Source organism: Nonomuraea mangrovi (assembly GCF_042681425.1).
Classification (GTDB): domain Bacteria; phylum Actinomycetota; class Actinomycetes; order Streptosporangiales; family Streptosporangiaceae; genus Nonomuraea; species Nonomuraea mangrovi.
This window is the reverse complement of the sequence record NZ_JBHUFV010000060.1, coordinates 1-26,465: the sequence shown is the minus strand read 5'-3', so window position 1 is coordinate 26,465 and position 26,465 is coordinate 1. Positions and strand designations below refer to the sequence as shown.

The 26,465-nt window shown below is 70.3% G+C and carries 26 protein-coding genes and 1 pseudogene; 7 read left to right on the top strand and 20 right to left on the bottom strand.

Translation table 11 applies throughout. The features are described from left to right. Positions 1 to 46 precede the first annotated feature (46 nt). Positions 47 to 334 carry a hypothetical protein gene (locus tag ACFSKW_RS38660; protein WP_379578559.1) on the bottom strand — a complete coding sequence of 96 codons (288 nt, stop codon included), beginning with the start codon at positions 332 to 334 and terminating at the stop codon, positions 47 to 49. A 213-nt stretch (positions 335 to 547) separates the two neighbouring features. Here ACFSKW_RS38660 and ACFSKW_RS38655 point away from each other — a divergent pair, with 213 nt between their 5' ends. After that, a complete protein-coding gene (locus tag ACFSKW_RS38655) occupies positions 548 to 1,138 on the top strand; it encodes a cysteine hydrolase family protein (protein WP_379578557.1) in 591 nt (196 codons plus the stop codon). Then, positions 1,138 to 1,875: an SDR family NAD(P)-dependent oxidoreductase gene (locus ACFSKW_RS38650; RefSeq protein ID WP_379578647.1), complete on the top strand. Its 738-nt coding sequence runs from the start codon at positions 1,138 to 1,140 to the stop codon at positions 1,873 to 1,875. The genes ACFSKW_RS38655 and ACFSKW_RS38650 overlap by 1 nt, the downstream gene beginning before the upstream one ends. A 2-nt stretch (positions 1,876 to 1,877) precedes the next feature. On the opposite strand, the gene ACFSKW_RS38645 is transcribed toward ACFSKW_RS38650, so the two are convergent. Then, a complete protein-coding gene (locus ACFSKW_RS38645) occupies positions 1,878 to 2,987 on the bottom strand; it encodes a serine hydrolase domain-containing protein (protein WP_379578555.1) in 1,110 nt (369 codons plus the stop codon). Positions 2,988 to 3,019: 32 nt separating this feature from the next. Between ACFSKW_RS38645 and ACFSKW_RS38640 the strand changes: the two genes are divergently transcribed. Then, positions 3,020 to 3,922, top strand: a complete 903-nt coding sequence (locus ACFSKW_RS38640; RefSeq protein ID WP_379578553.1) for a cyclase family protein — start codon at positions 3,020 to 3,022, stop codon at positions 3,920 to 3,922. Positions 3,923 to 3,962: 40 nt separating this feature from the next. Here the strand turns inward: ACFSKW_RS38640 and ACFSKW_RS38635 are convergent, their stop codons facing one another. From ACFSKW_RS38635 to ACFSKW_RS38615, 5 genes are read right to left on the bottom strand one after another with little or no spacing between them, the layout of a single operon-like run. Then, on the bottom strand, positions 3,963 to 4,154 hold the full coding sequence (locus ACFSKW_RS38635) for a hypothetical protein (protein ID WP_431899803.1): 192 nt from the start codon (positions 4,152 to 4,154) through the stop codon (positions 3,963 to 3,965). Further along, positions 4,079 to 4,957, bottom strand: a complete 879-nt coding sequence (locus tag ACFSKW_RS38630; protein WP_435191387.1) for an RNA-guided endonuclease InsQ/TnpB family protein — start codon at positions 4,955 to 4,957, stop codon at positions 4,079 to 4,081. Before ACFSKW_RS38630 ends, ACFSKW_RS38635 begins: the two co-directional genes overlap by 76 nt. 51 nt (positions 4,958 to 5,008) lie before the next feature. Next, positions 5,009 to 5,713, bottom strand: coding sequence for a TetR/AcrR family transcriptional regulator (locus ACFSKW_RS38625; protein ID WP_379578550.1), 705 nt, complete (start codon positions 5,711 to 5,713; stop codon positions 5,009 to 5,011). 40 nt (positions 5,714 to 5,753) lie between these two features. Then, complete coding sequence (locus tag ACFSKW_RS38620) at positions 5,754 to 7,166, bottom strand: glycosyltransferase family 39 protein (protein WP_379578548.1); 1,413 nt, start codon at positions 7,164 to 7,166, stop codon at positions 5,754 to 5,756. Positions 7,167 to 7,172: 6 nt separating this feature from the next. After that, positions 7,173 to 7,628, bottom strand: coding sequence for a MarR family winged helix-turn-helix transcriptional regulator (locus ACFSKW_RS38615; RefSeq protein ID WP_379578547.1), 456 nt, complete (start codon positions 7,626 to 7,628; stop codon positions 7,173 to 7,175). A gap of 59 nt (positions 7,629 to 7,687) precedes the next feature. Here ACFSKW_RS38615 and ACFSKW_RS38610 point away from each other — a divergent pair, with 59 nt between their 5' ends. Then, complete coding sequence (locus tag ACFSKW_RS38610) at positions 7,688 to 8,509, top strand: SDR family oxidoreductase (RefSeq protein WP_379578545.1); 822 nt, start codon at positions 7,688 to 7,690, stop codon at positions 8,507 to 8,509. An 817-nt stretch (positions 8,510 to 9,326) separates the two neighbouring features. Here the strand turns inward: ACFSKW_RS38610 and ACFSKW_RS38605 are convergent. The 3 genes from ACFSKW_RS38605 to ACFSKW_RS38595 form a co-directional block, all read right to left on the bottom strand. Continuing rightward, positions 9,327 to 10,835, bottom strand: a complete 1,509-nt coding sequence (locus ACFSKW_RS38605; RefSeq protein ID WP_379578543.1) for an AMP-binding protein — start codon at positions 10,833 to 10,835, stop codon at positions 9,327 to 9,329. Next, entirely contained in the window at positions 10,835 to 11,881 is a 1,047-nt protein-coding gene (locus ACFSKW_RS38600) for an LLM class flavin-dependent oxidoreductase (RefSeq protein ID WP_379578540.1), read from the bottom strand. Before ACFSKW_RS38600 ends, ACFSKW_RS38605 begins: the two co-directional genes overlap by 1 nt. A 79-nt stretch (positions 11,882 to 11,960) precedes the next feature. Then, positions 11,961 to 12,746 carry an SAM-dependent methyltransferase gene (locus ACFSKW_RS38595; protein ID WP_379578538.1) on the bottom strand — a complete coding sequence of 262 codons (786 nt, stop codon included), beginning with the start codon at positions 12,744 to 12,746 and terminating at the stop codon, positions 11,961 to 11,963. A 13-nt stretch (positions 12,747 to 12,759) separates the two neighbouring features. On the opposite strand from ACFSKW_RS38595, the gene ACFSKW_RS38590 reads away from it, so the two are divergent. After that, a complete protein-coding gene (locus ACFSKW_RS38590) occupies positions 12,760 to 13,998 on the top strand; it encodes an alpha/beta fold hydrolase (RefSeq protein WP_379578537.1) in 1,239 nt (412 codons plus the stop codon). Here ACFSKW_RS38590 and ACFSKW_RS38585 read toward each other — a convergent pair. The 6 genes from ACFSKW_RS38585 to ACFSKW_RS38560 all read right to left on the bottom strand — a co-directional run bounded on the left by ACFSKW_RS38585 (position 13,995) and on the right by ACFSKW_RS38560 (position 20,292). Then, complete coding sequence (locus ACFSKW_RS38585; protein WP_379578535.1) at positions 13,995 to 15,407, bottom strand: ATP-binding protein; 1,413 nt, start codon at positions 15,405 to 15,407, stop codon at positions 13,995 to 13,997. The genes ACFSKW_RS38590 and ACFSKW_RS38585 overlap by 4 nt on opposite strands. Further along, positions 15,404 to 17,053 carry an NAD(P)/FAD-dependent oxidoreductase gene (locus ACFSKW_RS38580; RefSeq protein WP_379578534.1) on the bottom strand — a complete coding sequence of 550 codons (1,650 nt, stop codon included), beginning with the start codon at positions 17,051 to 17,053 and terminating at the stop codon, positions 15,404 to 15,406. Before ACFSKW_RS38580 ends, ACFSKW_RS38585 begins: the two co-directional genes overlap by 4 nt. Before the next feature lie 68 nt (positions 17,054 to 17,121). Further along, positions 17,122 to 17,859: an SDR family oxidoreductase gene (locus ACFSKW_RS38575; protein WP_379578532.1), complete on the bottom strand. Its 738-nt coding sequence runs from the start codon at positions 17,857 to 17,859 to the stop codon at positions 17,122 to 17,124. 59 nt (positions 17,860 to 17,918) lie between these two features. After that, a complete protein-coding gene (locus ACFSKW_RS38570; protein WP_379578530.1) occupies positions 17,919 to 18,785 on the bottom strand; it encodes an RNA polymerase sigma-70 factor in 867 nt (288 codons plus the stop codon). Between the two features lie 180 nt (positions 18,786 to 18,965). Continuing rightward, the gene (locus tag ACFSKW_RS38565; RefSeq protein WP_379578528.1) at positions 18,966 to 19,832 is read right to left on the bottom strand and encodes an NAD-dependent epimerase/dehydratase family protein; all 867 of its coding nucleotides are present in this window, start codon (positions 19,830 to 19,832) and stop codon (positions 18,966 to 18,968) included. Between the two features lie 76 nt (positions 19,833 to 19,908). Beyond that, positions 19,909 to 20,292 carry an SSI family serine proteinase inhibitor gene (locus tag ACFSKW_RS38560; protein WP_379578526.1) on the bottom strand — a complete coding sequence of 128 codons (384 nt, stop codon included), beginning with the start codon at positions 20,290 to 20,292 and terminating at the stop codon, positions 19,909 to 19,911. A gap of 85 nt (positions 20,293 to 20,377) precedes the next feature. Here ACFSKW_RS38560 and ACFSKW_RS38555 point away from each other — a divergent pair, with 85 nt between their 5' ends. Next, complete coding sequence (locus tag ACFSKW_RS38555) at positions 20,378 to 21,019, top strand: ThuA domain-containing protein (RefSeq protein ID WP_379578524.1); 642 nt, start codon at positions 20,378 to 20,380, stop codon at positions 21,017 to 21,019. Here ACFSKW_RS38555 and ACFSKW_RS38550 read toward each other — a convergent pair. Both ACFSKW_RS38550 and ACFSKW_RS38545 read right to left on the bottom strand, forming a co-directional pair. Beyond that, the gene (locus tag ACFSKW_RS38550) at positions 20,991 to 21,635 is read right to left on the bottom strand and encodes a MerR family transcriptional regulator (protein WP_379578522.1); all 645 of its coding nucleotides are present in this window, start codon (positions 21,633 to 21,635) and stop codon (positions 20,991 to 20,993) included. The genes ACFSKW_RS38555 and ACFSKW_RS38550 overlap by 29 nt on opposite strands. Before the next feature lie 15 nt (positions 21,636 to 21,650). After that, positions 21,651 to 22,496 carry an SAM-dependent methyltransferase gene (locus ACFSKW_RS38545; RefSeq protein WP_379578520.1) on the bottom strand — a complete coding sequence of 282 codons (846 nt, stop codon included), beginning with the start codon at positions 22,494 to 22,496 and terminating at the stop codon, positions 21,651 to 21,653. 430 nt (positions 22,497 to 22,926) lie between these two features. Between ACFSKW_RS38545 and ACFSKW_RS38540 the strand changes: the two genes are divergently transcribed. Further along, entirely contained in the window at positions 22,927 to 23,988 is a 1,062-nt protein-coding gene (locus ACFSKW_RS38540; protein ID WP_379578518.1) for a thiolase C-terminal domain-containing protein, read from the top strand. A 197-nt stretch (positions 23,989 to 24,185) separates the two neighbouring features. Here ACFSKW_RS38540 and ACFSKW_RS38535 read toward each other — a convergent pair whose 3' ends face one another. Continuing rightward, positions 24,186 to 25,412, bottom strand: coding sequence for an RNA polymerase sigma factor (locus tag ACFSKW_RS38535; RefSeq protein ID WP_379578516.1), 1,227 nt, complete (start codon positions 25,410 to 25,412; stop codon positions 24,186 to 24,188). Then, a pseudogene (locus ACFSKW_RS38530) lies at positions 25,412 to 25,827 on the bottom strand (YciI family protein). Before ACFSKW_RS38530 ends, ACFSKW_RS38535 begins: the two are co-directional and overlap by 1 nt. Between the last annotated feature and the right edge of the window lie 638 nt (positions 25,828 to 26,465).

Below are 26,465 nucleotides of genomic sequence, written 5' to 3'. Positions count from 1 at the left end.
GGGAGCCCCCGGACCCGGTGGTCCGGGGGCTCACGTCACCTTGGGATCAGGCGCTCACCCTGCGCTGCAGATCCATGAGGATCTCCATGGCCGCCGTGTTGAACTCGGTCTGGCTGGCGTTGAACTGGCTCTGGCTGGCCTTGAACTCCTGGACGTCGGTCTTGAGTGCGGTCAGCTCCCTGGTGACCTCGGACCGGAACGCCTTGAGATCGTTCGCCACGCCGTTGATCCGGTGCGTCAGGTCCTCCAGGCCCTGCATCATGTCCGTCCGAGTCTCGATGATCGCGTTCTCGATGTCGGTGGCGAACTGCAGGCCGGATTCCTTGATGCCCATCTGTTTTCTCCCTTACGGTGAGGGAGGGACCTGGACGGTAACGGCGTTCAGGTCCCGTTCTTGTGTTCTAACCGTAGCGTCTGACAGACCGTCACGACAGGGTAATGAACACTTTCCGTCAGCTAAAAACCACAGCATGTCATATTTTCTGAGATACATAAGAAAGTGCTAACCTCGCGACCAAGCAAGCGCTCGATCGCACGGAGGTGGCGGGTGGATCGCACGGCCGTCCTGGTGATGGAGATGCAGAGAGGCGTCGTCGGCGATATCGCGAAATTTCCGGACCTGGTGGTCGCGTGCGACAAGCGTGACGTGATCCGTAACGCGGCCCACGTCCTGAACGGCGCGAGGGCCAGGGGCATCCCGGTCGTCCACTGCACGGCCGCCTTCCGCGCCGACCGGGCGGGCTCGCACGCGAGCACCACCCCCTTCCTCGCCCACCTGCTGAAGGACCCCGCTCACATGCTCGACGGCACCGCGGCGGTCGAGGTGCTGCCGGAGTTACGGGACCCCGGCGACCTGGAGAGCCGCCGCTTCCACGGGTTCTCGCCGTTCACCGGAACCAGCCTCGACATGACCCTGCGGTCACTCGGAGTGACGCGGGTGGTCGCGGTGGGCGTCTCGCTGAACCTCGGCATCCAGGGGCTTGCCATCGAGGCGGTCGCGCTCGGCTACCGGGTCACGGTCGTCACCGACGCCGTGGCGGGCATTCCCGAGGACTACGCGCAGGCCGTACTCGACCACACGATCGGCCTGCTGGCGACCAGGGTGACGGCCGCGCGCCTCTGGGAGGACGCCGGGTGATGGAAGGGCTGCGGCTGGACGGCAGGACGGCGGTGGTGACCGGGGGAGCGGGCGCGATCGGGGCCGCGATCTGCGCGGACCTGGCCGCCCTCGGCGCGCGCGTGGTGGTCGCCGACGTGAACGAGCAGGGCGCTGCTGAGGTGGCCGGGCGCCTCCCGGCGAGTACGGCGGGCCGGGTCGACCTCGCGGACGCCGCCTCCATCGAGGCGTTCTGCGCGAGCGCGGGACCGGTGGACATCCTGGTCAACAACGCGGGTGTCTCCATCGTCGAGCCCTTCACCTCGGGCGATCCCGCTCACTGGGACCTCATGTGGCTGGTCAACCTGCGGGGGCCCATGCTCATGACCAAGCTCCTGCTGCCCGGCATGGTCGGGCGGGGCTGGGGCCGGCTGGTGTTCGTCTCCTCCGACGGGGCGAGGGCCGGCTCGGGTGGCGAGGGCGCCTACGCCGCGACGAAGGCGGGCCTGTTCGGGCTGGCGAAGACGCTGGCGCGGGAGGCGGCCAGGGGCCGGGTGACCTCCAACGTGGTCTGCCCTGGCCCGACCGACACCCCGATGCTGCGCAGGGTGGACGCCGAGAAGCCGGGACTGGTCGACAGGATCGCCAAGGGCATCCCGCTGCGCAGGCTGGGCGCGCCCGAGGACGTCGCGGGCCTGGTGGCCTACCTGTGCACCGACAGGGCGGCCTACATCACCGGGCAGACCCTGTCGGTCAGCGGCGGGGTGACGATGCAGTGAGCTCAGAGCGCGTCGTAGACCGCGGCGGTCAGCTCCCATGCGGGCGTGGTCGCGGCGAAGGCGGTGGAGAGCCTGTTCATGGTGTAGGCGATGGCCACCCCGCGCTCGGGGTCGCCCAGGCCGAGGAATCCGCCCAGGCCCGAGTGCCCGAACGCGGAGGGCGCGAACGGGGCGAAGCTCTCCGAGGAGGTCATGAAGCCCAGACCGAACGAGGTGCCGATCTGCAGCACCCGGTCCTGGCCCGCGACCCTCGGCCTGACGGCGTCGTTCAGCGTCTCGGGCCGCAGGATCTCTCCCGCGATCAGCGCGCGGTAGAAGCCGGACAGCGCTCGCGCGGTGGTCACCAGGCCCATGGCGGGCCAGCCCGCCCGCAGGATGTCAGGATGGTTGGCGCCGCCCTTGAGGCGGTGCACCCCCGGGTTGCCGAGCGCCCTGTTCATGAGGCTGTACGGGTCGAGGGCGGCCAGTTCCACCGCGGTGCGCGGAGCGAGCGGGTCAGCGGTCTCGGAGGGGGTGGTGGTCTCGGGCGGGTCGCCCGCCGACAGCCTGGCGGCCCTCGGGATGACCTCGTCGGGCGCGCCCAGCCACATGTCGAGCCCGAGCGGCCCGGCGATCTCCGCGGCCACCAGTTCGGCCACCGGTTTGCCCGTGACCCTGCGCACCACCTCGCCGACCAGGAACCCGTAGGTGAGCGCGTGGTAGCCGTGGGCGGTGCCCGGCTCCCACAGCGGCGACTGTACGGCCAGCCTGGCGGCGATCGCGGCGTGGTCGCCGTACTCCTCGACGGGCACCCGCTCCTCGATCACCGGCAGCCCCGCCTGGTGGGTCAGCAGGTGCTCGACGGTGACCGAGGTGGCGGCGAACTCGGGCCACACCTCCTTCACCGGCGTCGACAGGGCGAGCAGGCCCCGCTCGACCAGCAGCAGCGCGACGGTCGCCGTGACCGCCTTGGTGCAGGAGTAGGAGAGCACGGGTGTGTCCCGCTCCCACGGGCGTCCGGTGTGCCGGTCGGCGATCCCGCCCCACAGGTCCGCCACCAGCTCCCCTCCCACATGAACGGCGAAAGCCGCGCCGAGTTCGGTGTGCCGCGCGAACACCTCGTCAAGCCGCATGGACAACTCTCCTCAAGGAAGGAAGCGCTTGCTTGGTCACCGAGCCTAACAACTGGGGCCGCTTCGGCCCAGACGACCAGCGCGGCACGCTGAACCTCCTCACCCCCGAGGCGGTGCTGCGAGCCCTGGCATGCGCGAGGACAGGGAGGGTGCTCAGCCTGTCGATGCCGATCAGGGGCGCCACGTCCTCGCCGGCCCCCACCACCGTTCCCCACCTGCGTGGACGCCCGCTGCCCCAGCACTTCATGTCCGTGGACGGCGGCGACTACGCGGCGGGCGCCAGGGCGATCGGCGCCGGCCTACGCATGGCCGACGACGCGCTGGTCGTCACCCACCACGGCACCACCACGCACATGGACGCGCTCTGCCACATGTGGGAGGGCGAGGAGCTCTACAACGGGCACCCGTCGGGAAGGGTCCGCTCGTACGGCGCGACCCGCTGCGGCATCGAGCAGGTCGGAGGCGTCGTGGCGCGAGGGGTGCTGTTCGACGTGCCCGGCCATCTCGGCATGGCGCACCTGCCCGCCGACTTCAGGATCGAGGCCGCGCTGCTGGAGGAGATCAACCCCGGCGTGCGGCAGGGCGACGTGCCGGTGATCCGTACGGGCTGGCCGCTGACCTGGCCGGACACCTACTGGACGGGCCAGCCTGGCCTGTCACCGAGCGCGGGCCGCTGGCTGGCCGCGCGCGACGTCGCCGCCGTGGCCAGCGACAACGCCGCCATCGGCGGCCTGAACGCCGACCAGCTCGCCGACGAGGGCCTGGAGGACGACCTCCACCTCATCCTGCTGCACCGGCACGGCATCCACCTGGTCGAGATGCTGTGGCTGGAGGAACTGGCCGCGGCGGGTCCCGCCGACTTCGTCTTCGTCGCCGCCCCGCTGAAGATCGAGGGCGGCACCGGCAGCCCGCTCAACCCGCTGGCGATCCTTTGACATCCTCCCCCTCGTGAACGAAGAGGATTCCAACCCGTTCCTACGCTGAAAGGAGGACAGGTTGAGGTTCGCGGTTCGTCCGCCCCGGCAACCCGGAGCGTCCCCGCGCAGCCACCGCATGCCCTGCGGCGGTACCACGCATGTTGCATGCCGCGTTCACGTCCGCGTTGGCCCGATACCCGCAGACCACGCACAGGAAGAGAGCTTGGCTCTCGCGACTCTCCCGAGCGATGTGCTTGCAGGCGTTGCAGGTCTGCGACGTGTAACGCGGGTTGCAGTGCTGGTCTTCTCCACCCAATCCTTGCGCCGGTCGCTCTCGCGCGCCTTCAAGCGTGCGAGAGCGGCTTTGATCTTGCTGCGCCGGTTGGAGCCGCGCTCGGCGCGGGCCAGCTTGCGCAGCAGCCGCACCAGCCGCGTCTTCTCGCTCTCCCGCAGGCCGGGCGCGTGCAGCAGCTCGCCCGTGGACAGCGCCGCGCTGACGGTCACTCCACGGTCGACTCCCACCACCTCGCCCGTGCCCGGTCCGGCGATCGGTTCGGGGATGGCGGCGAAGGCGACATGCCATCGCCCCGCCCGGTCGCGGGTGACCCGGTAGGACTTCACCCCGTCCGGTACGGCACGCGACCAGCGCAACCGCACCCACCCCACCTTGGGGATCTTCACCTCGCCCACCCGCCGGGAGAGGCGGCGCACGTCGCCCGCCTTGACCGCGATGATCCGAAACCCTTCGTGCCGTCCGGCCTTGCGCCAGCTCGGCCGCCGGTGCGTCCCGGCGAAGAAGTCGGCCATGGCTTGGGCGAAGTCACGCAACGCCTGCTGCTGGACGGTCACCGATCCCGCGGCCAGCCAAGGATTGGCCGCTCGCGCCTCGGTCAGCTGACGGCACTGTTCGGCAAACCCCGGCGCGCCCTTCCGGCCCGGCTTCCAATGCGTGCGCTGCTCGACGGCGAGGTTCCACACATACCGGGCGTGCCCGCAATGCTCGGCCAACGCCCGCTCTTGGGCGGGCGTCGGCTGGAGGCGGTAGCGAGACACGCCGATCAACCTAGCGGGAAGGACCGACAAATCTTGATGCGCGCTTCGCGCTCAGGGCTGTCCCAGCTTCGCGGGGCCACCCCTTGCGGGGTCCGGATTCCTCCCGGCCCTGAAGGGCCGGGCTTCCTCCAGAGGTTCCCGTGAGTCTGAGGGGGCCGGCGGCCAGGTCAGGTCAGCGAGCTCGAGGACGCGCAGGGCCTGCGCGGCGGTGTCGCGCAACCTGGCCGGGTCGGTCGACCCCTTGCCGACCAGGCGCAGCCCCTGCAGCACCGTGAGCAGGAACCTGGCGAGCGAGCGGGGATCCTGGCCCTCGTCCAGCTCGCCCTGCTCGCGGGCCCTGGCCAGCGCGGTGGCGAGCGTGGTCTCGATGAAGTCCCAGTTCGCCTCCACCCGCCGCGCCAGTTCCTGGTCGTGGGGGGCCAGCTCGACCGCGGTGTTGACGACCATGCAGCCGCGGTGGTCGGTGTCGTGCGCGGCCTCGTCGGCGAACCTCAGGACCAGATCCCGTACGGCGGGCAGGACGGGTCCCGGCGCCGACAGCAGCCCCTCGAAGTCGACGCCCTGCGCGAGGTAGCGGTCGTAGGCGCGCAGGTAGAGTTCCCGCTTGCCGCCGAACGTCGCGTAGATGCTCGCCCTGCCGATGCCGAGGTGCTGGACCAGGTCGGACATGGAGGTGGCCTCGTAGCCCCGCCGCCAGAACAGCTCCATGGCCTTCTGCAGCGCCTCGTCGGGATCGAACTCCTTCGTCCTGGCCATGGTTCCGAAGCTAGGCCTTTCTGGAACGAGGTGTCAAATATCAGCTGTACTCCTGGAAACGCGGCCACGCCGCGCTCCACGGCATCCTGAGGCCCCTGCACACCAGCACCGGCAGGCCGCGGAACTCGTTGTCCACGCCCGCGGCGTTGTCGACCCTGCCGTGCTCGACACAGGTCTGGAACACCGTCTCCAGGCCGCCGCGCGGGTACTTCACCGCCACGGCCACATCGGCGCTCTCGGGCGGCGGGCCGTAGGCGTGGAGCTGGCTGTGGCCGCTGTAGACAGGCGGCAGGCCGCCCGCCAGGTGCAGCGCGCCCGCCTCGCCGTAGCTGCCCGCCAGCAGCACCGCCCTGGCCCGCTCCTCGGGCGTCAGCGTTTGTACGGCGGAGCGGACCGCCGCGGTGAACTCGGGCCAGCCGATCGACTCCCTGACGACCTCGTTGACCTGGGGGACCGGTGTCATCCCCACCAGGGAGACGGGGATCAGCGGCAGCCCGACGATCGCGCAGAACACGCCGTTGGCCGCCAGCGCGGGCCCGAGTCCCTGTGTGACGCCCGCGCAGAACAACAGGATGATGAGCCCCGCCGTGTAGTCGAACCTGCCGCCGCTGATCAGCGTCAGCGCCGCCGCGACGGGGTAGGCGACCGCCAGGCAGCGCAGTCGCTCGTCACGCCACAGCCGCAGCCAGCCGCGCGCCGCGACGAAGGCCACGACGGGGCCGAACAGCACGATCTGCATCGGGACGAAGAGTGCGCGCATCTCGGCGCCCTTGTCCGCGCTGAGAGCGGCCGCCATCTCCAGTTGCGGCCAGCCGTTCATCGCCTGGAAGAGCAGGTTGGGCGCGGCGACCAGCACCGCGAGCGCGGCGCCCGCCCACAGCCACGGATCGCGCAGGATCCTGCGCGGCCCCACGGCCAGCACGCCCGCGGCCAGGCCGATGACCAGCAGCGCGATCAGGTGCTTGTTGTAGGTCGCCACGCCGATGACCGCGCCCGCCGCGAGCCACCAGCGCCCATCGCCCCTGAGCAGCACCCGCAGCACGAACAGGATCGCCGCCGACCACAGCGGCAGGTCGGCGCTGAGCGTCAGCAGCGAGTGGCCCGCGATCAGCGTGAACGCGCCGGTGCCGATCCCGGCGGCGGCCAGCACCTGGGCCCTCCCCTCGCCGCCCAGTTCCCTGGTGATCAGGGCGACCACGAGGATCAGCACCACCGTGGACAGCACGGCCGGGATCCTGAGTCCCGTCAGCGTGTCGCCGAACAGCGCGATCGACACCTTGGCGAGCATCGGGGTGAGCGGCGGCTGGTCGACGTAGCCCCATGCGGGGTGCTCGGCCAGGTAGCGGAAGTACAGCTCGTCGCGGTGGTAGCCGTACAGAGGGCTGAGGGCGAGCAGGAGCGCCGACAGGAGGGCGGCGACGACGGTCAGCGGCCGCCAGGCTAAGGAGGGCATATCCGATCAAGGTAGCCCTCGGCGTTGCCTGTCGGCCACCCGCCTGAAAACCCGTTTGAACGCCGCGTAGGCCTCCTCGCCGACCGCCTCGGCGTGGCGCCGCTCGATGTCGGCCACGATCGCGTCCGACTTGACCATCTGGTCCAGCCCGAGATCGGTGGGGACGACCAGCTTGGCTCTGCGGTCACGAGGGTCGGGCTCCCTGCGCACGTAGCCCAGCTCGACCAGCTCGTCCACCAGCGTGCCGATGACCTGCTTGTGCTGGCCCGACTGCTGGGCCAGGTCGGTGGCCCTGCTCCCCGCCTCGTCGAGATAGGCCATGACCGCGCCGTGGCGCGGACGCAGCGCTGGATGGCCCTGTTCGGCCAGCGCGCCGAACAGTTCCTTCTGGAGGGAGAACAGCACCTGACCTGCCATGACACCCAGATCGGGGTTGGCCTGCTTGCGTTCGGCGCGGTTCAACGAGCCTCCTTTGATCATCAATCTTGACGGTCACTTTTTCTTACTATATCGTGCTTCGCATGACGATTCTCATCACCGGTGCGACCGGTACTGTTTCCACGGCTCTGCTCGGCTCCCTCTCCACCAAGCAGGATGTCAGGGTCCTGGTGCGTGATCCTTCGAAGGCCCCCTCCGGCGTCGAGGTGGCGGTCGGAGACCTGGACCATCCTGCGACGCTGGTCGAGGCCTTCCGTGGCGTCGAGACCCTGTGGCTGCTGACCGCGATGGGCCCCCAGGCTCCCCATGCGAGCATGAACGCCGTATGGGCGGCCAGGGAGGCCGGCGTGCGCCACGTGGTCAGGATGTCGGCGATCGGCGCGGGCCATGACGCGCCGACGCGCAACGGCAGGCTGCACGCCCTGTCCGACAACGAGCTGAAGGCGTCGGGCCTCGAGTGGACGATCATCAAGCCCGCCTTCTTCATGCAGAACCTGTTCGGTTCGGTCAACGGCGACACGATGTACGGCATGCTCGGCGAGGGCAAGGTCGGCCTGATCGACGCCCGGGACATCGGCGACTTCGGCGCCGCGGTGCTGGCCGACCCCAAGGCTCACGCGGGCAGGACCTACACGATCACGGGGCCGGAGAGCATCTCCCTGCACACGGCGGCCGCCAGCCTCGGCGCGAGCTATCAGCCCGTCTCCGAGCAGGCCGCGTTCGACGCGATGATCGGCGCGGGCATGCGGGAGTGGGACGCGGCGGTCAGCGTGGAGTACGGCAGGGCCTACTCGGCGGGGTGGGGCGACTACACCACCCCTGACTTCGCCGAGGTCGTCGGGCGGCCCGCGCGGTCGTTCGCCGACTTCGCCAAGGACCACGAGTCCCGCCTCCGCGCGTCCTGAACAGCGCCTTCCAGCAGGGGGCGTGCCGGCCCCCTCGGGCGCGTCCCGCGAACGTCGGCCTCTTCGGGAATCAGCCGGAGATTCGACCTTCCCCCACGGGACGGGCATTCGACCTTTCCCCCACGGGGGCTTCAACCTCTCCCCGCGAGGGCTCTCCCCTCCGGGCGGGCGTTCGACCTTTCCCCGCGAGGGCTTCGGCCTCTCCCCTCCGGGCGGGCGTTCGGCCTCTCCCCGCGAGGGCTTCGGCCTCTCCCCGCGAGGGCTTCGGCCTCTCCCCTCCGGGCGGGCGTTCGGCCTCTCCCCGCGAGGGCTTCGGCCTCTCTCCACGGGAGGTCGGATGTCGGCTCCCTCGGAACCGCCGGGCGTCAGCCCCTCCCCGGAGAAGAGCAGGACCTCCCGCGGAAAGGCGGGCGGCCTCGCGTGGAAAAGCCGCGTCGGCCTCCCGTGGAAAGACGAGCGTCGTCTCGCGTGGAAAGGCGAGCGTCGGCCCGATAGACCGGGTTTGGCGCCCTTCGGCGAAGCCCGCGCACCCCCTGCGCGACCGCTCCCCGGTCACCTCAGGGAGTTTCCAGCTCGTGGTCGCGCCAGTGCCGCTGCTCGGTGACCTTGATGCCGGTTGTCCCCGGCATCACCAGCGCCGTCGCGGTGCCTGAAGCCGGCCGCGAGGGCGAGCGGCGAGCGGACCCGCCCGGGGAGTTTCCTGACCCGCAGGAAGCCCTTCTGTCGGACCGTTGGCCGGGAGCTGGGAGCTGGGAGCCGGGAGCCGGGCGGAGGGCCCGGCAGGTGGGTGGTCCCTGGTTCGCCGGGGTCCGACGGCTCAGGCGCCCGGGTAGTTGCCGCCGCCGTGGGCCGCGTCCAGGGCGTCGTAGTCGGGGGTGAAGCCCTTCTTCGGGATGGACTCCACGATCTCGACGTGCCGGGGCTTCTTGTAGCTCGCCAGCCGCGTCCTGACGTGCTCGACCAGGTCCTCAGCCGACGCCTCTGCCTTCAGCGCCACCACCGCCTTCACCGCCTGGTGCCACCGCTCGTCAGGCACCCCGATCACCGCGGCGTCGGCGACCGCGGGATGTGACTTGAGTACCCGCTCGACCTCGGCGGGGTACACGTTCTCGTTGCCCGACTTGATCATTCGCAGCTTGGGGCCGATGAAGGTGATCGTGCCGTCGGGTTCGCGTCTGCCGAGGTCGCCGGTGTGATGCCAGCCGTACAGGGATTTCTGGGCATTAAGCTCCGGTCGGGCGAAATATCCGGAAAAGAGGGTTTTGCCGCGAGCGCAGATCTCGCCAACCTCGCCCGACGGGACCTCGTTCCCGTCGGCGGCCAGGATGCGCACCTGGACCAGGGGAGAGGGACGGCCCGCGAATCCCGCCGCCCCCGGCGCGAGGCCGAGGAAGGTGAGCATGCCGCCCACCTCGGTCTGGCCGTATCCGCCCATCTTCGACCTGCACCACGGCGAGTCGTTGGGAGTGGTCATCTCGTCCCACTCCGTGGAGTGGGAGACGAACCGCAGCGACGACAGGTCGTACTTGCGCTCCGCGTTCGCCGCCACCACCGCGTCGATCATCTGCCCGAACAGGAACGCCTGTGTCACCTTCTCCGCGTCGACCAGGCGGCACACCTCGTCGGCGTCGAAGGAGGGCGTGAACACGTTCGTCCCGCCGATCTGCAGCGTGGCCAGGCAGAACATCATCGTGCCCACGTGGAAGAGCGGCCCGTTGTTGAGGAACGTGAAGCCGGGCTCCATCTGCCTGACCACCAGCAGCGACGTGCTGTGTGCGAGCAGCGCGGCGCTGCTGAGGAGGGCGGCGTTCGGGCGCCCGTCGAAGGCGGCGGTGTAGAGGGCGAGGACGGGGACCGTGTCATCCGGTCCGGGTGAGCCGGGCATGGCGGGGTCCGGCGTGGCAGGGGTGGGGAACTCGGCGGCGCTCGCCTCCTCGACGAGGGCGGCGTAGTCCTCCACCCATGCCTCGGTCGCCAGGGGCGCCGCGGCCTCGGACCGCTCCCAGACCACCACGGCGGGAGCGAGGTCCTCGACGACGAAGCGCAGCTCGTCGGTGGACTGGCGCCAGTTGGCCGGGCAGAAGATCGCCCCGAGGCGGGAGCAGGCCAGCAGCAGTTCCAGGACGGCGTGCGAGTTCTGGCCGAGCCACAGCACCCGCTCGCCCGCCGTCACGCCCCTGCCCTTCAGCGCGCGGGCCAGGCGGGTCACCCTGGCGTCCAGTTCGGGATAGCTGAGCCGTACCTCGCCGTCGACCACCGCCGTCACCTGCGGGCGGCTGCGGGCGTGCTCGGCCAGGACGTCGGAGAGTGTCAGCGAGTGGATCATCACGCCTCCTGGAACGCGGGTATCACCTCGGTCGCGAAGAACCGCATGACCTTCTTCATCTCCTCCAGCGGCATCGGGCGCGTGCTGCCGAAGTCGCACAACAGGGTGGAGAACCCGGCCGCCTTCAGCACGCCGATCTGCTCGATCACCCGCGCGGGGTCGCCGATGACCTCCAGCTGCTCCCAGCGGAAGTCGTTCGAGACCGAGCCGCCCTTGAGGTAGCGGTCCTGGTAGTACTCGAAGCCCTGGGCGGCCCTGCCCGTCTTCGGGTCGATGGGCGCGCTGCGCTCGTTGAAGATGCGCGACCGGTCGAAGGCGGCCTCGAACCTCGCCTGGTCCTCGCGGGCCTGCTCGACGGTGGGGGCCACGTAGACGCTCCGCGCGACGACCAGGTCGGCCTCGACGCCCCCCGCGGACTCGCGCCAGGTCTCGGCCGCCTTCACGACCTTGCGGAACGGCGCGGCCGGGTCGGCCAGGATCGGCAGGCCTCGCTCGCCGTACATGGTGACGGTCTCGGGGGAGACGGCGGCGACGTGGATCGGCGGGTGCGGTGCCTGCAGCGGCCTGGGCGTCAGCGAGACCTCGCCCGTCCGGTAGAACTTGCCCTCGTGCTGGAAGGACTCCTGGGTCCACAGGCCGAGGACGACCTCCAGCGCCTCGTTGAAGCGGTCGCGTGCCTCGGCCAGGTCGATCCCGAACCCCTCGAACTCGAAGCTCTGGTAGCCGCGGCCGATGCCCAGGTCGAGCCTGCCGCCCGACAGGACGTCGACGAGGGCGGCCTCCTCCGCGACGTGGACCGGGTTGTGCAGGGGGAGGACCACGATGCCGGTGCCCAGCCGGATCCGCTCGGTGCGGGCGGCGGCGTGCGCCAGCAGCGTGAACAGGTTCGGGACCACGCCGTAGTCGCGGAAGTGGTGCTCGGCCAGCCGTACCCCGTCGAAGCCCAGCTCCTCGGCCAGCTCGATGAGCTCAAGGTGGTAGTCGTAGACGTCCTTGAAGCTCTGCCCGTCGAACCGGTGGAAGAGATGGAAGGTGGAGAACTTCATGCGTCTGCCCTTCGGCCGGTAAACCAAGCGCTCGCTTGGGAGCGTACCAGCTTCGGGCCCGCGAATGAACGACTCGCGATCAGAGCTTGCGCGCCACCCCGCCGAGCAGGTAGTCGCCCACACCCTGCAGCGGTGCCAGTTCCGCCACGTCGGGGCGCCACTCCGCCACGTTCACCAGGCCGGGCTCGACCAACTCCAGGCCGTCGAAGAGCGGTGTGATCTCCGACCGGTCACGCAGCCTGATGCCGGAGGTGGCCAGGTCGTAGACCGAGGCGATGTCCTCCGATTCCACGGGCCTGTTGGGGCAGGCGTGCGAGAGCACCAGGTGGCTTCCCCGCGCCATCCGCTCCTTCAGCCTGCCGAGGATGTGCTCGGGCTTGTCGGAGTCCTGGACGAAGTGGAGCACCGCCACGACCAGGATCGCGATCGGCTCGTCGAAGTCGAGCAGCCTGCGGGCCTCGTCACTGTCGAGGATCGCCTCGGGAAGGCGCAGGTCGCCCTGCGTGACGTCGACCCCCTCCGCGCCTGACAGGATGGCCCTGGCGTGCGTGAGCACGATCGGGTCGTTGTCCACGTACAGCACGCGCGCGTCCGGCCCCGCGACCTCGTGCACGTTCCCCTGCGTCGGCAGGCCCGTGCCGATGTCGAGGAACTGCCTGATGCCCCGCTCGGCCAGGAACCGCACGGCGCGCTGCATGAACGCCCTGTTCTCCCTGGCGGCCTGCCGCGTCTCGGGGACGACGGCCAGCACCTTCTCCGCGGCCTCCCTGTCGGAGCGGAAGTTGTCCTTGCCGCCGAGGTAGTAGTCGTACATGCGGGCCACGCTGGGAATGTGCGGGTTGATGCCAGGGGGAGCCTCATCCATGAAATGTGATCATATGACAGTGAAAGTCACTCTGCCGGGCCTGCGTGCCATCGACCACGAGTTCACCGTCCCGCTCGACCACGCCGACCCGGGCGGCCCCACCATCACGGTCTTCGCCCGCGAGATCGCCGACCCCACCCGATCGGACCTGCCGTGGGCGCTGTTCCTGCAGGGCGGCCCCGGTGGCCGCTCGCCCAGGCTGACGGCCCCCGCGCATTTCGCCCACATCTTGAAGACCCACCGCGTCCTGCTTCTCGACCAGCGCGGCACCGGCCGCAGCACGCCCGTCGTCGCCTCCGCCCTGCCGAGGGAACCCGAGGACCTGGCCGCCTACCTCACCCACTTCCGCGCGGACGCGATCGTCTCCGACTGCGAGCACATCCGCGCCGCGCTGGGCGTCGAGCAGTGGGAGAGCTGGGGGCAGAGCTACGGCGGATTCGTCACTCTCACCTACCTGTCGCAGGCGCCGTCGGCGCTCAGGGCCTGCCACATCACCGGCGGCCTGCCCGGACTCGACGCCACCGCCGACGACGTCTACACCCGCACCTACGGGCGGGTGCGCGACAAGGTCACCCGCTTCTACCGGCTCTTCCCCGGCGACGCAGAGAAGGTGCGGCGGATCGTCGAGCACCTGGACGGCAAGGAGGTGCTGCTGCCCGACGGCGACCGCCTCACCTCGAGACGCTTCAAGACGCTCGGCATGAGACTCGGCACCGGTGACGGCGCCGCCTCGCTGCACTGGCTGCTGGACGACGCGTGGGAGGGCGGCGAGCTGTCGGACGCGTTCCTCTACGAGGTCATGACGGCCACCGGCTTCGTGGGCAACCCGCTGTACGCGGTCCTGCACGAGCCGATCTACGCGCAGGGCGCCGCCACCGCGTGGGCCGCTGCCAGGGTCATGCCGGAGGATTTCGCCGCCCCCGAGATGCTCACCGGCGAGATGATCTACCCGTGGATGTTCGACGAGATCCGCTCGCTGCGGCCGTTCAGGGAGGCGGCGGAGCGACTCGCCGCCCACTCCGGCTGGCCCGCCCTCTACGACCCGGTACGGCTGGCGGGCAACCAGGTGCCCGTGGCCGCCGTCGTGTACCACGACGACATGTACGTCGACGCCGGCCTGTCGCTGGAGACGGCAGGCCGGGTGGCCAACACGCGCGCGTGGGTGACCAACGAGTTCGAGCACGACGGGTTCAGGGTCGGCGCGGACCGGGTGGTGCCGCGGCTCATGGACATGATCGCCGGTCGCTGCTAGGCGGGTGTCTCCCGCAGCGGGAGCCGTACCTCGAACCAGGTGTCGCCGGGCACCGACCGCACCTTCAGCTCGCCGTTGTGACGGCCCGCCACGATCCGGTAGGAGATGTCCAGCCCGAGCCCGGTGCCCTTCCCCACGGTCTTGGTGGTGAAGAACGGCTCGAAGATGCGCTCCTTGATCTCGTCGGCCACGCCGGGACCCGTGTCGCCGATCTCGACGATCGCCTCGTCCTCGTCGTGGGCCGTGCGGATGGTGAGCGTGCCCTCCTGGCCCATCGAGTCGAGCGCGTTGTGGATCAGGTTCGTCCACACCTGGTTGAGCTCGCCGCCGTAGGCGGGGATCGACGGCAGGGTCCTGTCGTAGTCGGTGACCACGGAGACCCCTGGAGGGATCTTCCCCCTGAAGATCGCCAACGTGCTGTCGAGCAGTTCGTGCACGTCGATCACGCTGTACGGCGCCCGGTCCATCTGGGAGTACTGCTTGGCCGAGGCCAGCAGCGAGCTGATCCGCTCGGTGGCCTCGGTCACCTCGCCCAACATCTGCGAGATCTCCGTGGCCTCCGACAGCCAGCGCAGCGCCGCGCCCGCGTGGTCGTCGCCCACCTTGGTGCGGATCTTGGCCAGCGTCTCGAGCGTGAACCCGGCGTTCACCAGCGAGGGCGCCAGCTCCCACGCGTCCTCGACGCCCAGGTCCTCCAGCGCCTCACCCACGGTGTCCTCGGCGTCGGAGATCTCCAGCGGGGTGCGAGGGGGGAGCGTCCCTACGGCCTGCGCGCAGGCGTCGGCCATCTCGATGAGGTGCAGCAGCTTCTGCGGCGGTATCCCCTCGGTCGCCAGCCCGGCCAGCTGGATGCGCGAGGCCCTGATGAGCGTCCGCAGCTCGCTCACGGCCCGCACGGCCGCCGCCGCCGGGTTGTTCAACTCGTGCGTGAGCCCCGCCGTGATCGTGCCGAGCGCGGTGAGCCGCTGCCGCCTGTCGATGATCTCGCGGGCCGCCCGCCCGCCGTACGTCATGCCCTCCAGCAGGTGGAAGGCCATCGGGAACCACTCGGTGACGATGTGGCCGAACTTCTTGGCCGGCAGCACGAACATCCTCGTGGGCGCCGTGGCGCGCAGCGAGTGCTGGTAGACGTCGGGCGCGCGGTTGCCGAGGTAGGCCTGGACGGCCCCGGCGTAGACGCCGGGCTGGGCGGTGCGCGGCTGGGAGACCGGGCCCGCGCTGGTGTCGGTCAGCATCTGCACCTCGCCCTCGATGAGGACGAAGAAGTGCTCGGACGGCTCGCCCTGCCGCAGGACGAACTCATCCCTTTCGTACGAGCGGACCTCGCCCTTGGCCGCCAGCAGGGTCAGCTGCTCGTCGGTCAGCCGCTCGAAGAGGAACAGCTTGCGCAGTTCGTCTATGTCGATCATTGCTTCTCCATGTAGCGGTGCACCAGAGCCACGGCCATAGCGCCCTCGCCGACGGCGGAGGCGACCCTCTTGATCGAGTCTGCGCGGACGTCACCGGCGGCGAACACGCCCGGCACGTTGGTCTCCAGGAAGTACGGCTGCCGCCGCAGCGGCCAGTTGCGCGGCCGCTCGCCGTACGCCACCAGGTCGGGCCCGGTGAGCACGAACCCCTTGGCGTCGCGCTCCAGCCCGTCGCCCAGCCACGACGTGTACGGCTCGGCCCCGATGAAGACGAACAGCCACTGCGCGTCGGCCGTCCACTCCTTGCCCTGGGTGGTCAGCGTCAGCCGTTCGAGGTGGTCGTCTCCCGCGCCGGCGGTCACCTGGGTCTCGTAGTGGACCTCGATGTTGGGGATCGCCGCGATCTGCTCGATGAGGTAGTAGGACATGGACTTCTCCAAACCTTCACCCCTCACCAACAAATGGACCTTGCTGGCGAATCCCGCCAGGTAGACGGCCGCCTGGCCCGCCGAGTTGGCCGCGCCGACGATGAACACCTCGCCGTCCTGGCAGGAGGCCGCCTCGGTGAGCGCGGCGCCGTAGTACACGCCCCTGCCGACGAAGTCGTCGAGCCCCGGAGCCTCCAGCCTGCGGTAGGTGACGCCGGTGGCGAGGATCACCGCGTGCGCGGCGATCTCCCCTCCGTCCCTGAAGCCGACCACCCTGGCCTGGCCCTTCGCCTCCAGGCTCACGACCTTGCGCGCGGTCAGCAGTTCCGCGCCGAACTTGAGCGCCTGCCTTCGCGCCCTGTCGGCGAGTTGCGCGCCCGAGACGCCGTCGGGGAAGCCCAGATAGTTCTCGATCCGCGAGCTCTGGCCTGCCTGGCCGCCCGAGGAGTACGCCTCGACCAGCACCGTCCGCAGCCCCTCCGAGGCGCCGTAGACGGCGGCGCCGAGCCCCGCGGGCCCGCCGCCGATCACGATGAGGTCGTAGAAGTCGGTCGACGGCGTCGTGGACAGGCCCACGGCCGAGGCCAGCGTCGACTGGTCGGGCGCCTGCAGGTGCTCGCCCTCCGCGGTGATCACCAGCGGCAGATGGCAGTCGCTGCCCACGGCCGCGACCAGCTGCTGCCCCTCCGGGTCCTCGGCCAGCATCCACTGGTACGGCACGTGGTTGCGGGCCAGGAAGTCGCGCACCCGGTAGGACTGAGCCGACCAGCGGTCGCCCACCACCTGCAGCTCCGGCCTGATCTGCCGGTCGCTGCGCTGCCACGCGTCGAGCTGGCCGTCGATCACCGGATAGAACTTCTCCTCCGGCGGGTCCCACGGCTTGAGCAGGTAATGGTCGAGGTCGACCACGTTGATCGCCTGGATGGCGGCGTCGGTGTCGGCGTAGGCGGTCAGCAGCACCCTGCGCGCGAACGGGTACATGTCCATCGCCGCTTCGAGGAACTGCACACCGTTCATCTGCGGCATCCGGTAGTCGGCCAGGATCGCCGCCACCTCGTCGCCGCGCAGGCGCATCTCGCGGACCGCCTCGATGCCCTGCTCGGCCGTCTCCGCGCGCACGATGCGGTACTGCTGGCCGTACTTCTTCCGAAGGTCGCGGGCGACAGCCCTCGACACGCCCGGGTCGTCGTCAACCGTCACGATGACCGGCTTGTCCATGCCCCCGTCCTTCCCCTTTACGCTTCTACACGAAGGATGTCATGGGTTGGCGGATGGTGAATCGGCGTTCAGGCCACGACCCTGCTCTCCCCACCGTCGACCAGCAGCGATACGCCGTTGACGAACGACGCCCGCTCGCTGGCGAGGAAGGCGACCACGTCGCCCACCTCCTCGGGGCGCCCGATCCGCCCGAGCGGCGTGCTCCCCGTGTGCCCGAGCGACCGCAGCCGCTCGGTGTCGATCGGGCCTGGGAGCACGTTGTTCACGAGGATGCCGTCCTCGCCCACCTCCCTGGCCAGCGTCCGCACCACGCCGGCGACGGCCGTGCGGGTGGCGTTGGACAGCGCCAGGCCGTCGATCACCTCCCGGGCCGACCTGCTCGTCACGGTGATGATGCGGCCCCAGCCGCGCGAGCGCATGTCGGGCAGAACCGCCCGCATCAGACGGACGGTGCCCAGCAGGTTGCGCTGCACGGCCACCTCCCAGTCGGCCAGGCTCACCTCGACGAACGTGCCGGCCGGTGGCCCACCCGAATTGGCGACCAGGATGTCGACCGGCCCCAGGACCTCTCGCGTCTCGGCCACCACCCGCTCGGCGGCGGCGGGATCCTCCACGTCGGCGAGGACGGCGTGCACCACGTGGCCGAACTCCTGCAGCTCCACCACGGCATCGGCGAGCCGTTCGGGGCTGCGCGCGCTCACGCACACGTCGCACCCCTCCCGCGCCAGCGCCTTGGCGGCGGCCAGCCCGATGCCCGCGCTACCACCGGTGACCAGTGCGACCTTGCCCGTGATGCCGAGATCCATGACAGCGAGACTACCGATCGCGTGACCTTGCCGCCGCGAGGCCCGATGCGGTTCTCCTCCTAGGCCGTCTGAGGAAAGTGGTCCGTCTCGGGGAAGGGGCGGAGCTTGTCGGGATTGAGCACCGCGTAGATGCCGTGGACCAGGCCGTCGCGGACGTCGAGGGTGGCCACCTGGGGTCGCCCCTCGATCACGATCCAGAGCGCGGGAGCGCCGTTCGCGTCGACCACCCTGGCGTCCTCGAACGAGTAGCGCCTGGTGAGGGCAGCGACGAAGGCCACCACCTTGTCGCGCCCCATGATCGGGTTGAGCGCGGCGCGGACCTTGCCGCCGCCGTCGTTCCAGGCCACCACGTCGTCGCTCAGCATCGAGGTGAGCGCCGCCAGGTCGCCGCCCTGCGCCGCGTCCAGGAAGCGCAGCAGCAGCTTGGAGTGGTCCTCGGCGCTCGGCCGGAAGCGGTCCCTGCCCTCGGCCAGCCGTACGGAGGCCCTGTGGTGCATCTGGCGGCAGTTGGCCAGGCTCGCGCCGACGATCTCGGCGATCTCCTCGTACGGCAGGTCGAACGCCTCCCTGAGCACGAACACCGCCCGCTCGGGCGGCGAGAGCCGCTCCATCAGGTGGAGGGTGGCGTACGACAGGGTGTCACGCAGCTCGGCCGTGTCGAGGGGCCCCACCTGGGCGGTCGGCACGGGCTCGGGCAGCCAGGGGCCCGTGTAGGCCTCGCGCTTGACCCGCGCCGACCTGAGCTGGTCGAGCGCCAGGCGGGACACGATCGTGACCAGGAAGGCGCGCGGCTCCTCGACCTTCGCCTGATCGGTCCCGCTCCAGCGCAGCCACGCCTCCTGGACGACGTCCTCGGCGTCCCACATGCTGCCGAGCAGGCGGTAGGCCAACCCGAGCAGCATGGGGCGGTATGTCTCGAAATCCACGGTTCGTATCATGCCGGGTCGCCCATGCAGGGTGGTCGGGCGGTCTGGCGCCCGATCTGCTCGTCCGTTCCTGGCCGCCCCGCCGTCCCGATCCCGGTCGCGTCGTGGCGCGTCGCGAAGATGTCCGGCCCCTGGGCCCGCCCGGCCGTCCTGTGCCGTCCGGTCATGTCGCGGGTCCCGTCACTCGGGATCGTCGAGGAAGGAGACGTGCCTGGGGCGCCAGTTGAGCCTCAGCCTCGCCCTGCTGTTGTCGGCGCCGCGCAGCTTGGTCATGAACGCCACGCCGAACCCGCCGACCGCCAGTCGCGCCACGAAGGCGGGGAAGCGCTTGGGCGCCGGAGCGCCGAGCCTGCCGGCGAAGGCGGGCAGCCACTCCCTGAGCGTCAGCGGGGTGTCGTCGACCACGTTGAGCGCGCCGGTGACGTTCTTGTCGAGCGCGGCCACGACGGCGGTGGCGGCGTCGTGCGCGTGGGTGAAGGAGAACACCGAGCCGCCGTCGCCGACGATCGGCATCTTGCCCGCGAGCACCGCCTGGGTGGTCGAGCCGTCCTTGTCGTAGACCGAGCCGGGGCCGGTGAGGTGACCGTAACGCAACACCAGGCCGCCGGCCTCCACGGTCATCCGCTCCAGCTCCACCAGTGCCGTGACGTTCGGGGTGAACTGCTGGGGCGCGTCCAGCCACAGCGGCGCGTCCTCGTCGGCCAGGCCCTCGGCGGGCGCGTAGGCGTAGGCGAGGCCCTGCGCGATGTGCCTGGCGTCGGGGGCGGCGGCGATGAGGTTGCGGGTGCCCTCGACGCGGAGCCGGTTGGTCAGCTCGAAGTCCCTGGCGAGGGTGCGGGGGTTGATGGCCTGCGGGATGGCGGTGAGCATGTTGATCACGGCGTCGGGCGCCGCCTGCCGTACCGCCTGGACGGTGGCGGCGCGGTCGAGCATGTCGGGGCCGCCCGTGGATCTGGACAGCGCGATCACCTCGTGACCGACGGCGGTGAGCAGCGGCACCAGCTGCCGCCCGATGACTCCGGATGCTCCTGCTACGAGAACTCTCATGGCGACTGGACGGGGCAGGCGCGCACTCTGTGACAGTGAACCGGCTCACATTCCCCAAAGGCGCGCCCGAGCCTTGCTAGACGTCGAAGACCGCTCCCGTGGCCAGGAACAGCTCGCACTGGTTGGCGAAGGTCTTCTCGAAGCGAACGGGTCTGCCCGCCCACCGCCCCGTCAGCGAGACCTCGTGCGGCAGGTACTCCTTGGTGCAGACGCCCTCCTCGCCCGGATACCGCGCAAGGTCGCCGTCGACGTCCGTCAGCAGCGCGCAGGCGGAGGCGGGCTTCGGATGGGCGCCGCCGGCGGGCCCGCAGGTCAGGTTCACCGAAGTCAACCAGCCGCCGGGGACGTTGACCTGGACCAGGAGGAGCGCCGTCGCCGACGACGCGGGCGCGGCCGAGACGGTCGCGGACGTGGAGATGAGAGCGGCGGACGCCAGGGCCGCCATCATGACGAATCTCATGCGGGAGATCGTTCCCAAGATCACCTTTTCGCCGGGTCAGCGGACGGCATGGATTTACCTGGGTCACTCGTGATGAAGTTGTGACGTGGCTAGAAATCTGATTCTTTCAGGAGGCCTGTTCCACGACTTCGACACCACGTCGGCGGCCCTCGCGCGAGTGCTGGCCGACGTCGGGGTGGAGTCCGAGATCACCGACGACATCGCGGGAGCGCTCAGCGAGCCGTCGGAGTACCAGCTCATCACCGTCAACGCGTTGCGCTGGCAGCAGAAGGGCTTCACGCTGCCCGCGCAGGCCCGCACCACGCTGCTCGACCACCTGGAACAAGGCGGCGGCCTGCTGTGCATGCACGCCGCCTCGATCTGCTTCGACGACTGGCAGGGATGGCCCCGCGTGCTGGGCGCCCGCTGGGTGTGGGGTACCTCGCACCACCCGCAGCTGGGCTGGACGAGCGTCCGCGTCCTCGGCGGCCATCCGATCGTCGAAGGACTGCGCGACTTCGACCTGGTGGACGAGGTCTACAGCGACCTGGAGGTGCTGCCCGACGTGCGTCCGCTGGCCTCCGCGCTGGGGCAGCCACTGCTCTGGGCCCGTCCGGTACGGCGGGGCCGCGTCGTCTACGACGCCCTCGGGCACGACGCGCGCTCCTACGACAACGAGGTGCACTGCACGCTGCTCAAGCGTGCGGCGCTCTGGCTGCTCAAGCGTCCCCTGGTCCTGGGGGACTGACCTTCAGTCTGCGGGCCGACTCCGACTCCTGGGCCAGGCGGCGCAGCGCGTCGAACGCCCTGCCGTACAGCACGGTGCCGAGGACCAGTGCCTCCACGGCCGCGTCGCGCGGGCCGTCGAGCGGGATGGTGTCGAGCTCGACCTCGGTGACGAGCTGGTGGGCCGCCTGGGCGTAAGGGGTCAGGTCGGTCTCCAGGCCGAGCTGGCGCAGCTTGACGAGGGTCTGGGCGAGCTCGTCGCGGCCAGGGGCGTTCCTGGAGACCTGCCAGCCGAGGTCGTCGATCATGCGGTCGGCCTGTTCGCGGGCCGCCGCCCACTCCTCGCCCTCGCCTGCCTCGACGACGGGGCTGATCGCGTAGTGGGCGGTGCCGAGCATGTAGTGCACGGGCAGGGTCTCGTCGTCGACCGCCTCGATCACCTTCTTGATGGAGGTGATCGGCAGGCGGCCCACCTCCAGCAGCGCCCTGATCAGCCGGAGCCTGCGCAGGTGCGACTCGTCGTACTCCGCGCGTGTGGCCGCCACCTGCTCACCCTGGTGGAGGAGGCCTTCCCGCAGGTAGTACTTGATGGTGGCGATGGCGACGCCTGACTCGGCGCTCAGCTGGGACATGCGCATGGTTAGATAGTACTACTACCCAACTATGCCGACCGCTCCCAGGATGCCTGGCTTGACGAGGTCCACCTCGACGGGCACGGCCGGGCGCCAGGCTTCCACGGGAACGATGCCCGGTTCCAGCAGTTCCATGCCCTCGAAATAGCGGGCGATGCGCTCGGGGTCGCGGCCGGTGAGCGAGCCGGTGGCGGTCGTGGAGTACACGGCGGCGCCCTCCCTGACGGTCTCCTCGGTGTGATCGCCGGCGTAGATGTGAGAGACGACGAGGTGACCGCCCGGCTTCAGCCGGGAACGGAACTCGGAGACGATGGCGAGGGTCTCGTCGTCATCGGGCACGAAGTGCAGAACGGCGACGAGCAGGATCGCGACGGGTCGCGTGAAGTCCAGCGGGGCGGCGTCGAGGATGGCGGCCGGGTCGCGCAGATCCCCCTCCATGACGACGACATCCGAAGCGGCTTCCTCGCGGCCTGGCGCGGCACCCTCTCGCGGGGCACCCTCGCGGCCCGGTAGGGCGCCCTCGCGGTCCAGCAGGGCCCTGGCGTGCGCGAGCACGGTCGGGTCGTTGTCGACGTAGACCACCCGGGCGCCGGCCCCCGCCACCTGGTGCACGTTCTCCTGCGTCGGCAGCCCCGCGCCGACGTCGAGGAACTGCGTGACCCCTTGGCCGCGCAGATGGCGCACCACCCTGCCGAGGAACTCCCTGTTGCGGCGAGCCTGCTCGCGGGCGTCGGGGGCGAGCTGGATGATCCTGTCGGCCGCGGCGCGGTCGGCCGGGAAGTTGGCCTTCCCGTCGAGGTAGTAGTCGTACATCCGCGCGACGCTGGGGATCGTGGGGTCGACTCCGGGCGGTGCCTGCTCGGTCATGCCCGCATGGTAAGCGATCGCGATCTTTCCGGCGAGAGCAAACCTAACAAGCGCTTGCCTAACTTCGTGCGTCGCACTACCGTGACGGGCGGGCGATCTCCCGCCTGCGACGCCATCAGCTCCTACGCCTCTGGACCGCCGCCCGCCGCCCGGATCGCGCCCCGCCGGCGGGCGGCAACCCATGCTCACGGTCACCACCCCGCCCCCACCGACATCCCACGCTCCGCCCGAACTGGAGAGGCCTCATCGAGCCACCGTCCGCCGACAGAACAGGACCACCGGCTCCACAGGCGCGACGAACCGACACGACCACCGGCCTCCACCGGCACGGCGGACTGGCAGCATCGAAAGGCCGCTGGGAGAAAGACCGAGGGAGGAACGGAAGGCCGCCGAGAAGGCACGGCCGCCCAGAGGGACGATCGGGAGGAGCATGCGCGGCACCATCGCCGGGATCGGGATGACCCCCCTCACCCGATCCTCCGGCAAGACGGAGTTGGAGCTGGCGGTCGAGGCGTCCCGCCTCGCCTGCGCCGACGCGGGCCTCGACCCCCGCGAGATCGACGCGGTCCTCAGCTACCACCTCAACGACTCCGCCCCGGTGGTCCACGTGGCAAGAGCGCTACGGATCGACCGGCTGGGCTGGCACAACGACATCTCCGGCGGCGGCACCCAGGCGGCGTCCATCCTCGGTGACGCGGCGATGCTCATCGAGACGGGCCTGGCGCGCAACGTGCTGGTCTACCGTGCCCTCAACGGCCGCTCGGGCAAGCGCATGAACACCGTCTCGACGGGCCCGCAGGAGCGCTTCACGATCCCGTACGGCATGGCGGGCCCGATCCCGATGTTCGCCATGGCCGCCACCCGGTACCTGTACGACACGGGCCTCACGCCGGAGCACCTGCACGCGGTGGTCGCCCAGTCCCGCGAAAACGCGGCCTCCAACGAGAGGGCGCTGCGCCGCGACCCGCTTCCCCTGGACGAATACCTGGAGAAGCCTTTTGTATGCAGTCCCCTGCGTACAGTCGACTGTTGTCAGGAGACCGACGGCGCTTGCGCGCTGGTGGTCAGCGCGTCGCTGCCCGGGCCGAGGATCAGGGCGGTGGTACGCGGCGGTGGGCCAGGCTGCTCGACGATGGACCGGTCGCCGGACGTCACGGCCATCTTCTCGTCGCATGTAGCCCCCATGCTGTGGACCGTATCCCGTATGCAGCCGACCGACGTGCGGGTGGCGCTGCTCTACGACGCCTACTCGTGGCTGGTGCCGCGCCAACTGGAGGACTTCGGACTGGTGCCACGGGCCGAACTGGGCGACCACCTGCTGGCGAGGGGACACGCGCGGGTCAACCCGCACGGCGGGCTCCTGTCGGAGGGCTACGTGCACGGGCTCAACAACGTGGCCCAAGCCGTGCGGGAGGTACGGGCAGGGGCCGAGGTCGCGCTGGTGACGGGCTTCGGCGGCTCATACGGCAGCGCCGCCCTCCTCACCGCCTGACGCCGCAACCGGGACTTCGGGGGGTGCTTCCGTCCGGACCCCTGCGCTCGAGGCCCGGTCGATGCGCTCGCCACCCGTCGCAGCCGCACTCTGCGGGCCGGGCGGCACCACGCCCCCGACCGCCGCCAGAGAGACGGCGTTGCCTCCATGCCCCATGCCCTCAGGTCCTCGAATCCCGGCTGGCCGAGCTGGAGAAGTCAGCCCAGCGTGGCCGCCTTGCGCAGCAGCACCGAGCGTTCGCGCTGGTTGGCGCACAGCCGGGCCGCCAGCTCCAGCTCGGCGCGTGCCTCCGGGCGCCGTCCGAGCCGGGCCAGTAGCTCACCGCGTACGGTCGGGACCAAATACGAACCGGGGAGCCGGTTCGAGGCGATCAGCTCGTCCACGATGGCAAGGCCTTGCGCCGGACCCGAGGCCATGGCCACGGCGACGGCCCGGTTGAGCACGACCACCGGCGAGGGTGCGACCCGGCCTAGTGCCTCGTAGAGCACCACGATCCGGTCCCAGTCGGTTGCCTCGACCGAGGGTGCCGACGCGTGGATGGCGGCGATCGCGGCCTGTAGACCGTAGGGGCTGAGGCCGTGGGTTGATGCCTTCGCCAGCGCGGCCAGCCCACGGTGGATCGCCGAGAAGTCCCACCGCCGCCGGTCCTGGTCCTCGAGCAGGATCGGGGAACCGTCCGGGCCGGTCCGGGCCGGGAAGCGCGCGGCCGTCAGCTCGCACAACGCGAGCAGGCCGTGCACTTCCGGCTCGTCCGGCTGCAGCGCGGCCAATGTGCGGGCCAGCCGGATCGCCTCGTACGCGACGTCGGGGCGCAGCAGCCGGTTGCCCGACGTGGCCGTCGATCCCTCGGTGAAGATCACGTAGATGACGCTGAGCACGTCGCCAAGCCGTTCCCGGCGCTCGCCTGCCGGCGGCAGCTCGAACGGCACCCCGGCCGCCGCGATCGTCTTCTTGCCCCGGGTGATCCGGGCTTGCACGGTCGGCACGGGTACGAGGAACGCGCGGGCGATCTCCTCGCTGGACAGGCCGCCGACCACGCGCAGGGTCAGCGCCACCCGGGCCTCGGGGGAGAGCACCGGGTGGCAGCTGACGAACATCAGCGCCAGCACGTCGTCGTCGATCCTGTCGAGGTCGATTTCTTCGTCAACCGCCGAGTCGACCGCCGGGGCGGCCGCCAGCAGGGCGTATCGGTCCTGGAGAGCGGCCCGGCGGCGGATCGCGTCGATCGCCCGCCGCCGGGCCGTGGCCATCAGCCAGCCGGCCGGATTGGCCGGAGCGGCTAGCGGCCACGACACCAGCGCCTCGGCCACCGCCTCCTGGGCCGCGTCCTCGGCCAGCCCGAAATCGCCGGTGAACCGGGTCAGCGCGGCGACGATCCGCGCCGACTCGATCCGCCAGACGGCCTCGACGTCGGCCGTACCCATCAGATTCGGCCGTTGCTCTCGCGTCCGGCCCAGTCCTTGACGATCACTCGTCGACCTGGGGGACCTCGTCGCTCCCGGGCACCCGCCGGACCTCGATCTTGGACCCGGGGGCCGCCGGGACCCGCTTGGCCCACTCGACCGCCTCCTGTTTCGAGGCGACGTCGAGCAGGAAGAAGCCCCCGAACAGCTCCTTGGTCTCGCCGTACGGCCCGTCCGTGACCACCGGGGCCTCGCCGCTGAAGTCGACCACGACGCCCTGGCCCGGATCGTCCAGCCCTTCCGCCGCGAGGAGAACACCGGCCTTGACCATCTCCTCGATGAACTGGCGGGTCGTGGCCATCATCTCGTCGATGTCGGCCATCATGGCCGCGTTCGACTCGTCGGTGCCCCGCATGATCAGCATGTACTTCGGCATCGCGTTCTCCTCGTCCGGCGGGGCCGCCTCTCGGCCCTCGCACCCTCACGTCGAACGAGTGGCCCGCGGATCGACACGGCCCCGGAGAAATCTCTCGCCGCGACGCAGCCGATCCTTCCGCGTTTCGCCTGTCAGCGCGGCCCCTGAGCGATGGCTGACGCGGACGCCCTGCTGATCAGAAAGCTTATCGTCGCATCTTCGGAAGGCGGCGGCCCTCACACGGATCTGGGGAAAGCATTCGGGACGGGCTCAGTGACTTCTTTCCGCTACCGGGCTGAAGAAGGGGCGACGGGATCTTTAGCGGCGTTTCGTCCGTAGTCCGGCCATCTCCAGGAGGGCATCAAACGGAGCGCTGCCGTGCATGACGACGGCAGACACGACATGCATCTGCATGCCTGCATCCGAGACGTTTGAGCGCACCCGCCTGATCAGACCATCATCCGGCGGCGCACCGACTTGGCCATGATCACTGGTGCGCCATGTCAGCAGGCCATTTCATTTAATGAGCCGTCCCAGACCAGATGCGCTCCCATAGCCCATGATCCATCGAGACGCGACAGCCGAGGTGGCTTCGTTTCAGCTCACCGTGGACTCGAGCGCGGGTGCCTCGTCGGATCGGTGTGTTTCGTGATACCCGC

Coding starts and splice junctions, on each gene's coding strand:
- ACFSKW_RS38535 (WP_379578516.1), bottom strand. CDS start 25,412: ATGGGTACGGCCGACGTCGAGGCCGTCTGGCGGATCGAGTCGGCGCGG.
- ACFSKW_RS38565 (WP_379578528.1), bottom strand. CDS start 19,832: ATGAGAGTTCTCGTAGCAGGAGCATCCGGAGTCATCGGGCGGCAGCTG.
- ACFSKW_RS38620 (WP_379578548.1), bottom strand. CDS start 7,166: ATGCCCTCCTTAGCCTGGCGGCCGCTGACCGTCGTCGCCGCCCTCCTG.
- ACFSKW_RS38605 (WP_379578543.1), bottom strand. CDS start 10,835: ATGATCCACTCGCTGACACTCTCCGACGTCCTGGCCGAGCACGCCCGC.
- ACFSKW_RS38650 (WP_379578647.1), top strand. CDS start 1,138: ATGGAAGGGCTGCGGCTGGACGGCAGGACGGCGGTGGTGACCGGGGGA.
- ACFSKW_RS38580 (WP_379578534.1), bottom strand. CDS start 17,053: ATGGACAAGCCGGTCATCGTGACGGTTGACGACGACCCGGGCGTGTCG.
- ACFSKW_RS38545 (WP_379578520.1), bottom strand. CDS start 22,496: ATGACCGAGCAGGCACCGCCCGGAGTCGACCCCACGATCCCCAGCGTC.
- ACFSKW_RS38585 (WP_379578535.1), bottom strand. CDS start 15,407: ATGATCGACATAGACGAACTGCGCAAGCTGTTCCTCTTCGAGCGGCTG.
- ACFSKW_RS38540 (WP_379578518.1), top strand. CDS start 22,927: ATGCGCGGCACCATCGCCGGGATCGGGATGACCCCCCTCACCCGATCC.
- ACFSKW_RS38590 (WP_379578537.1), top strand. CDS start 12,760: ATGACAGTGAAAGTCACTCTGCCGGGCCTGCGTGCCATCGACCACGAG.
- ACFSKW_RS38610 (WP_379578545.1), top strand. CDS start 7,688: ATGACGATTCTCATCACCGGTGCGACCGGTACTGTTTCCACGGCTCTG.
- ACFSKW_RS38625 (WP_379578550.1), bottom strand. CDS start 5,713: ATGGCCAGGACGAAGGAGTTCGATCCCGACGAGGCGCTGCAGAAGGCC.
- ACFSKW_RS38595 (WP_379578538.1), bottom strand. CDS start 12,746: ATGGATGAGGCTCCCCCTGGCATCAACCCGCACATTCCCAGCGTGGCC.
- ACFSKW_RS38660 (WP_379578559.1), bottom strand. CDS start 334: ATGGGCATCAAGGAATCCGGCCTGCAGTTCGCCACCGACATCGAGAAC.
- ACFSKW_RS38600 (WP_379578540.1), bottom strand. CDS start 11,881: ATGAAGTTCTCCACCTTCCATCTCTTCCACCGGTTCGACGGGCAGAGC.
- ACFSKW_RS38645 (WP_379578555.1), bottom strand. CDS start 2,987: ATGCGGCTTGACGAGGTGTTCGCGCGGCACACCGAACTCGGCGCGGCT.
- ACFSKW_RS38560 (WP_379578526.1), bottom strand. CDS start 20,292: ATGAGATTCGTCATGATGGCGGCCCTGGCGTCCGCCGCTCTCATCTCC.
- ACFSKW_RS38575 (WP_379578532.1), bottom strand. CDS start 17,859: ATGGATCTCGGCATCACGGGCAAGGTCGCACTGGTCACCGGTGGTAGC.
- ACFSKW_RS38550 (WP_379578522.1), bottom strand. CDS start 21,635: ATGCGCATGTCCCAGCTGAGCGCCGAGTCAGGCGTCGCCATCGCCACC.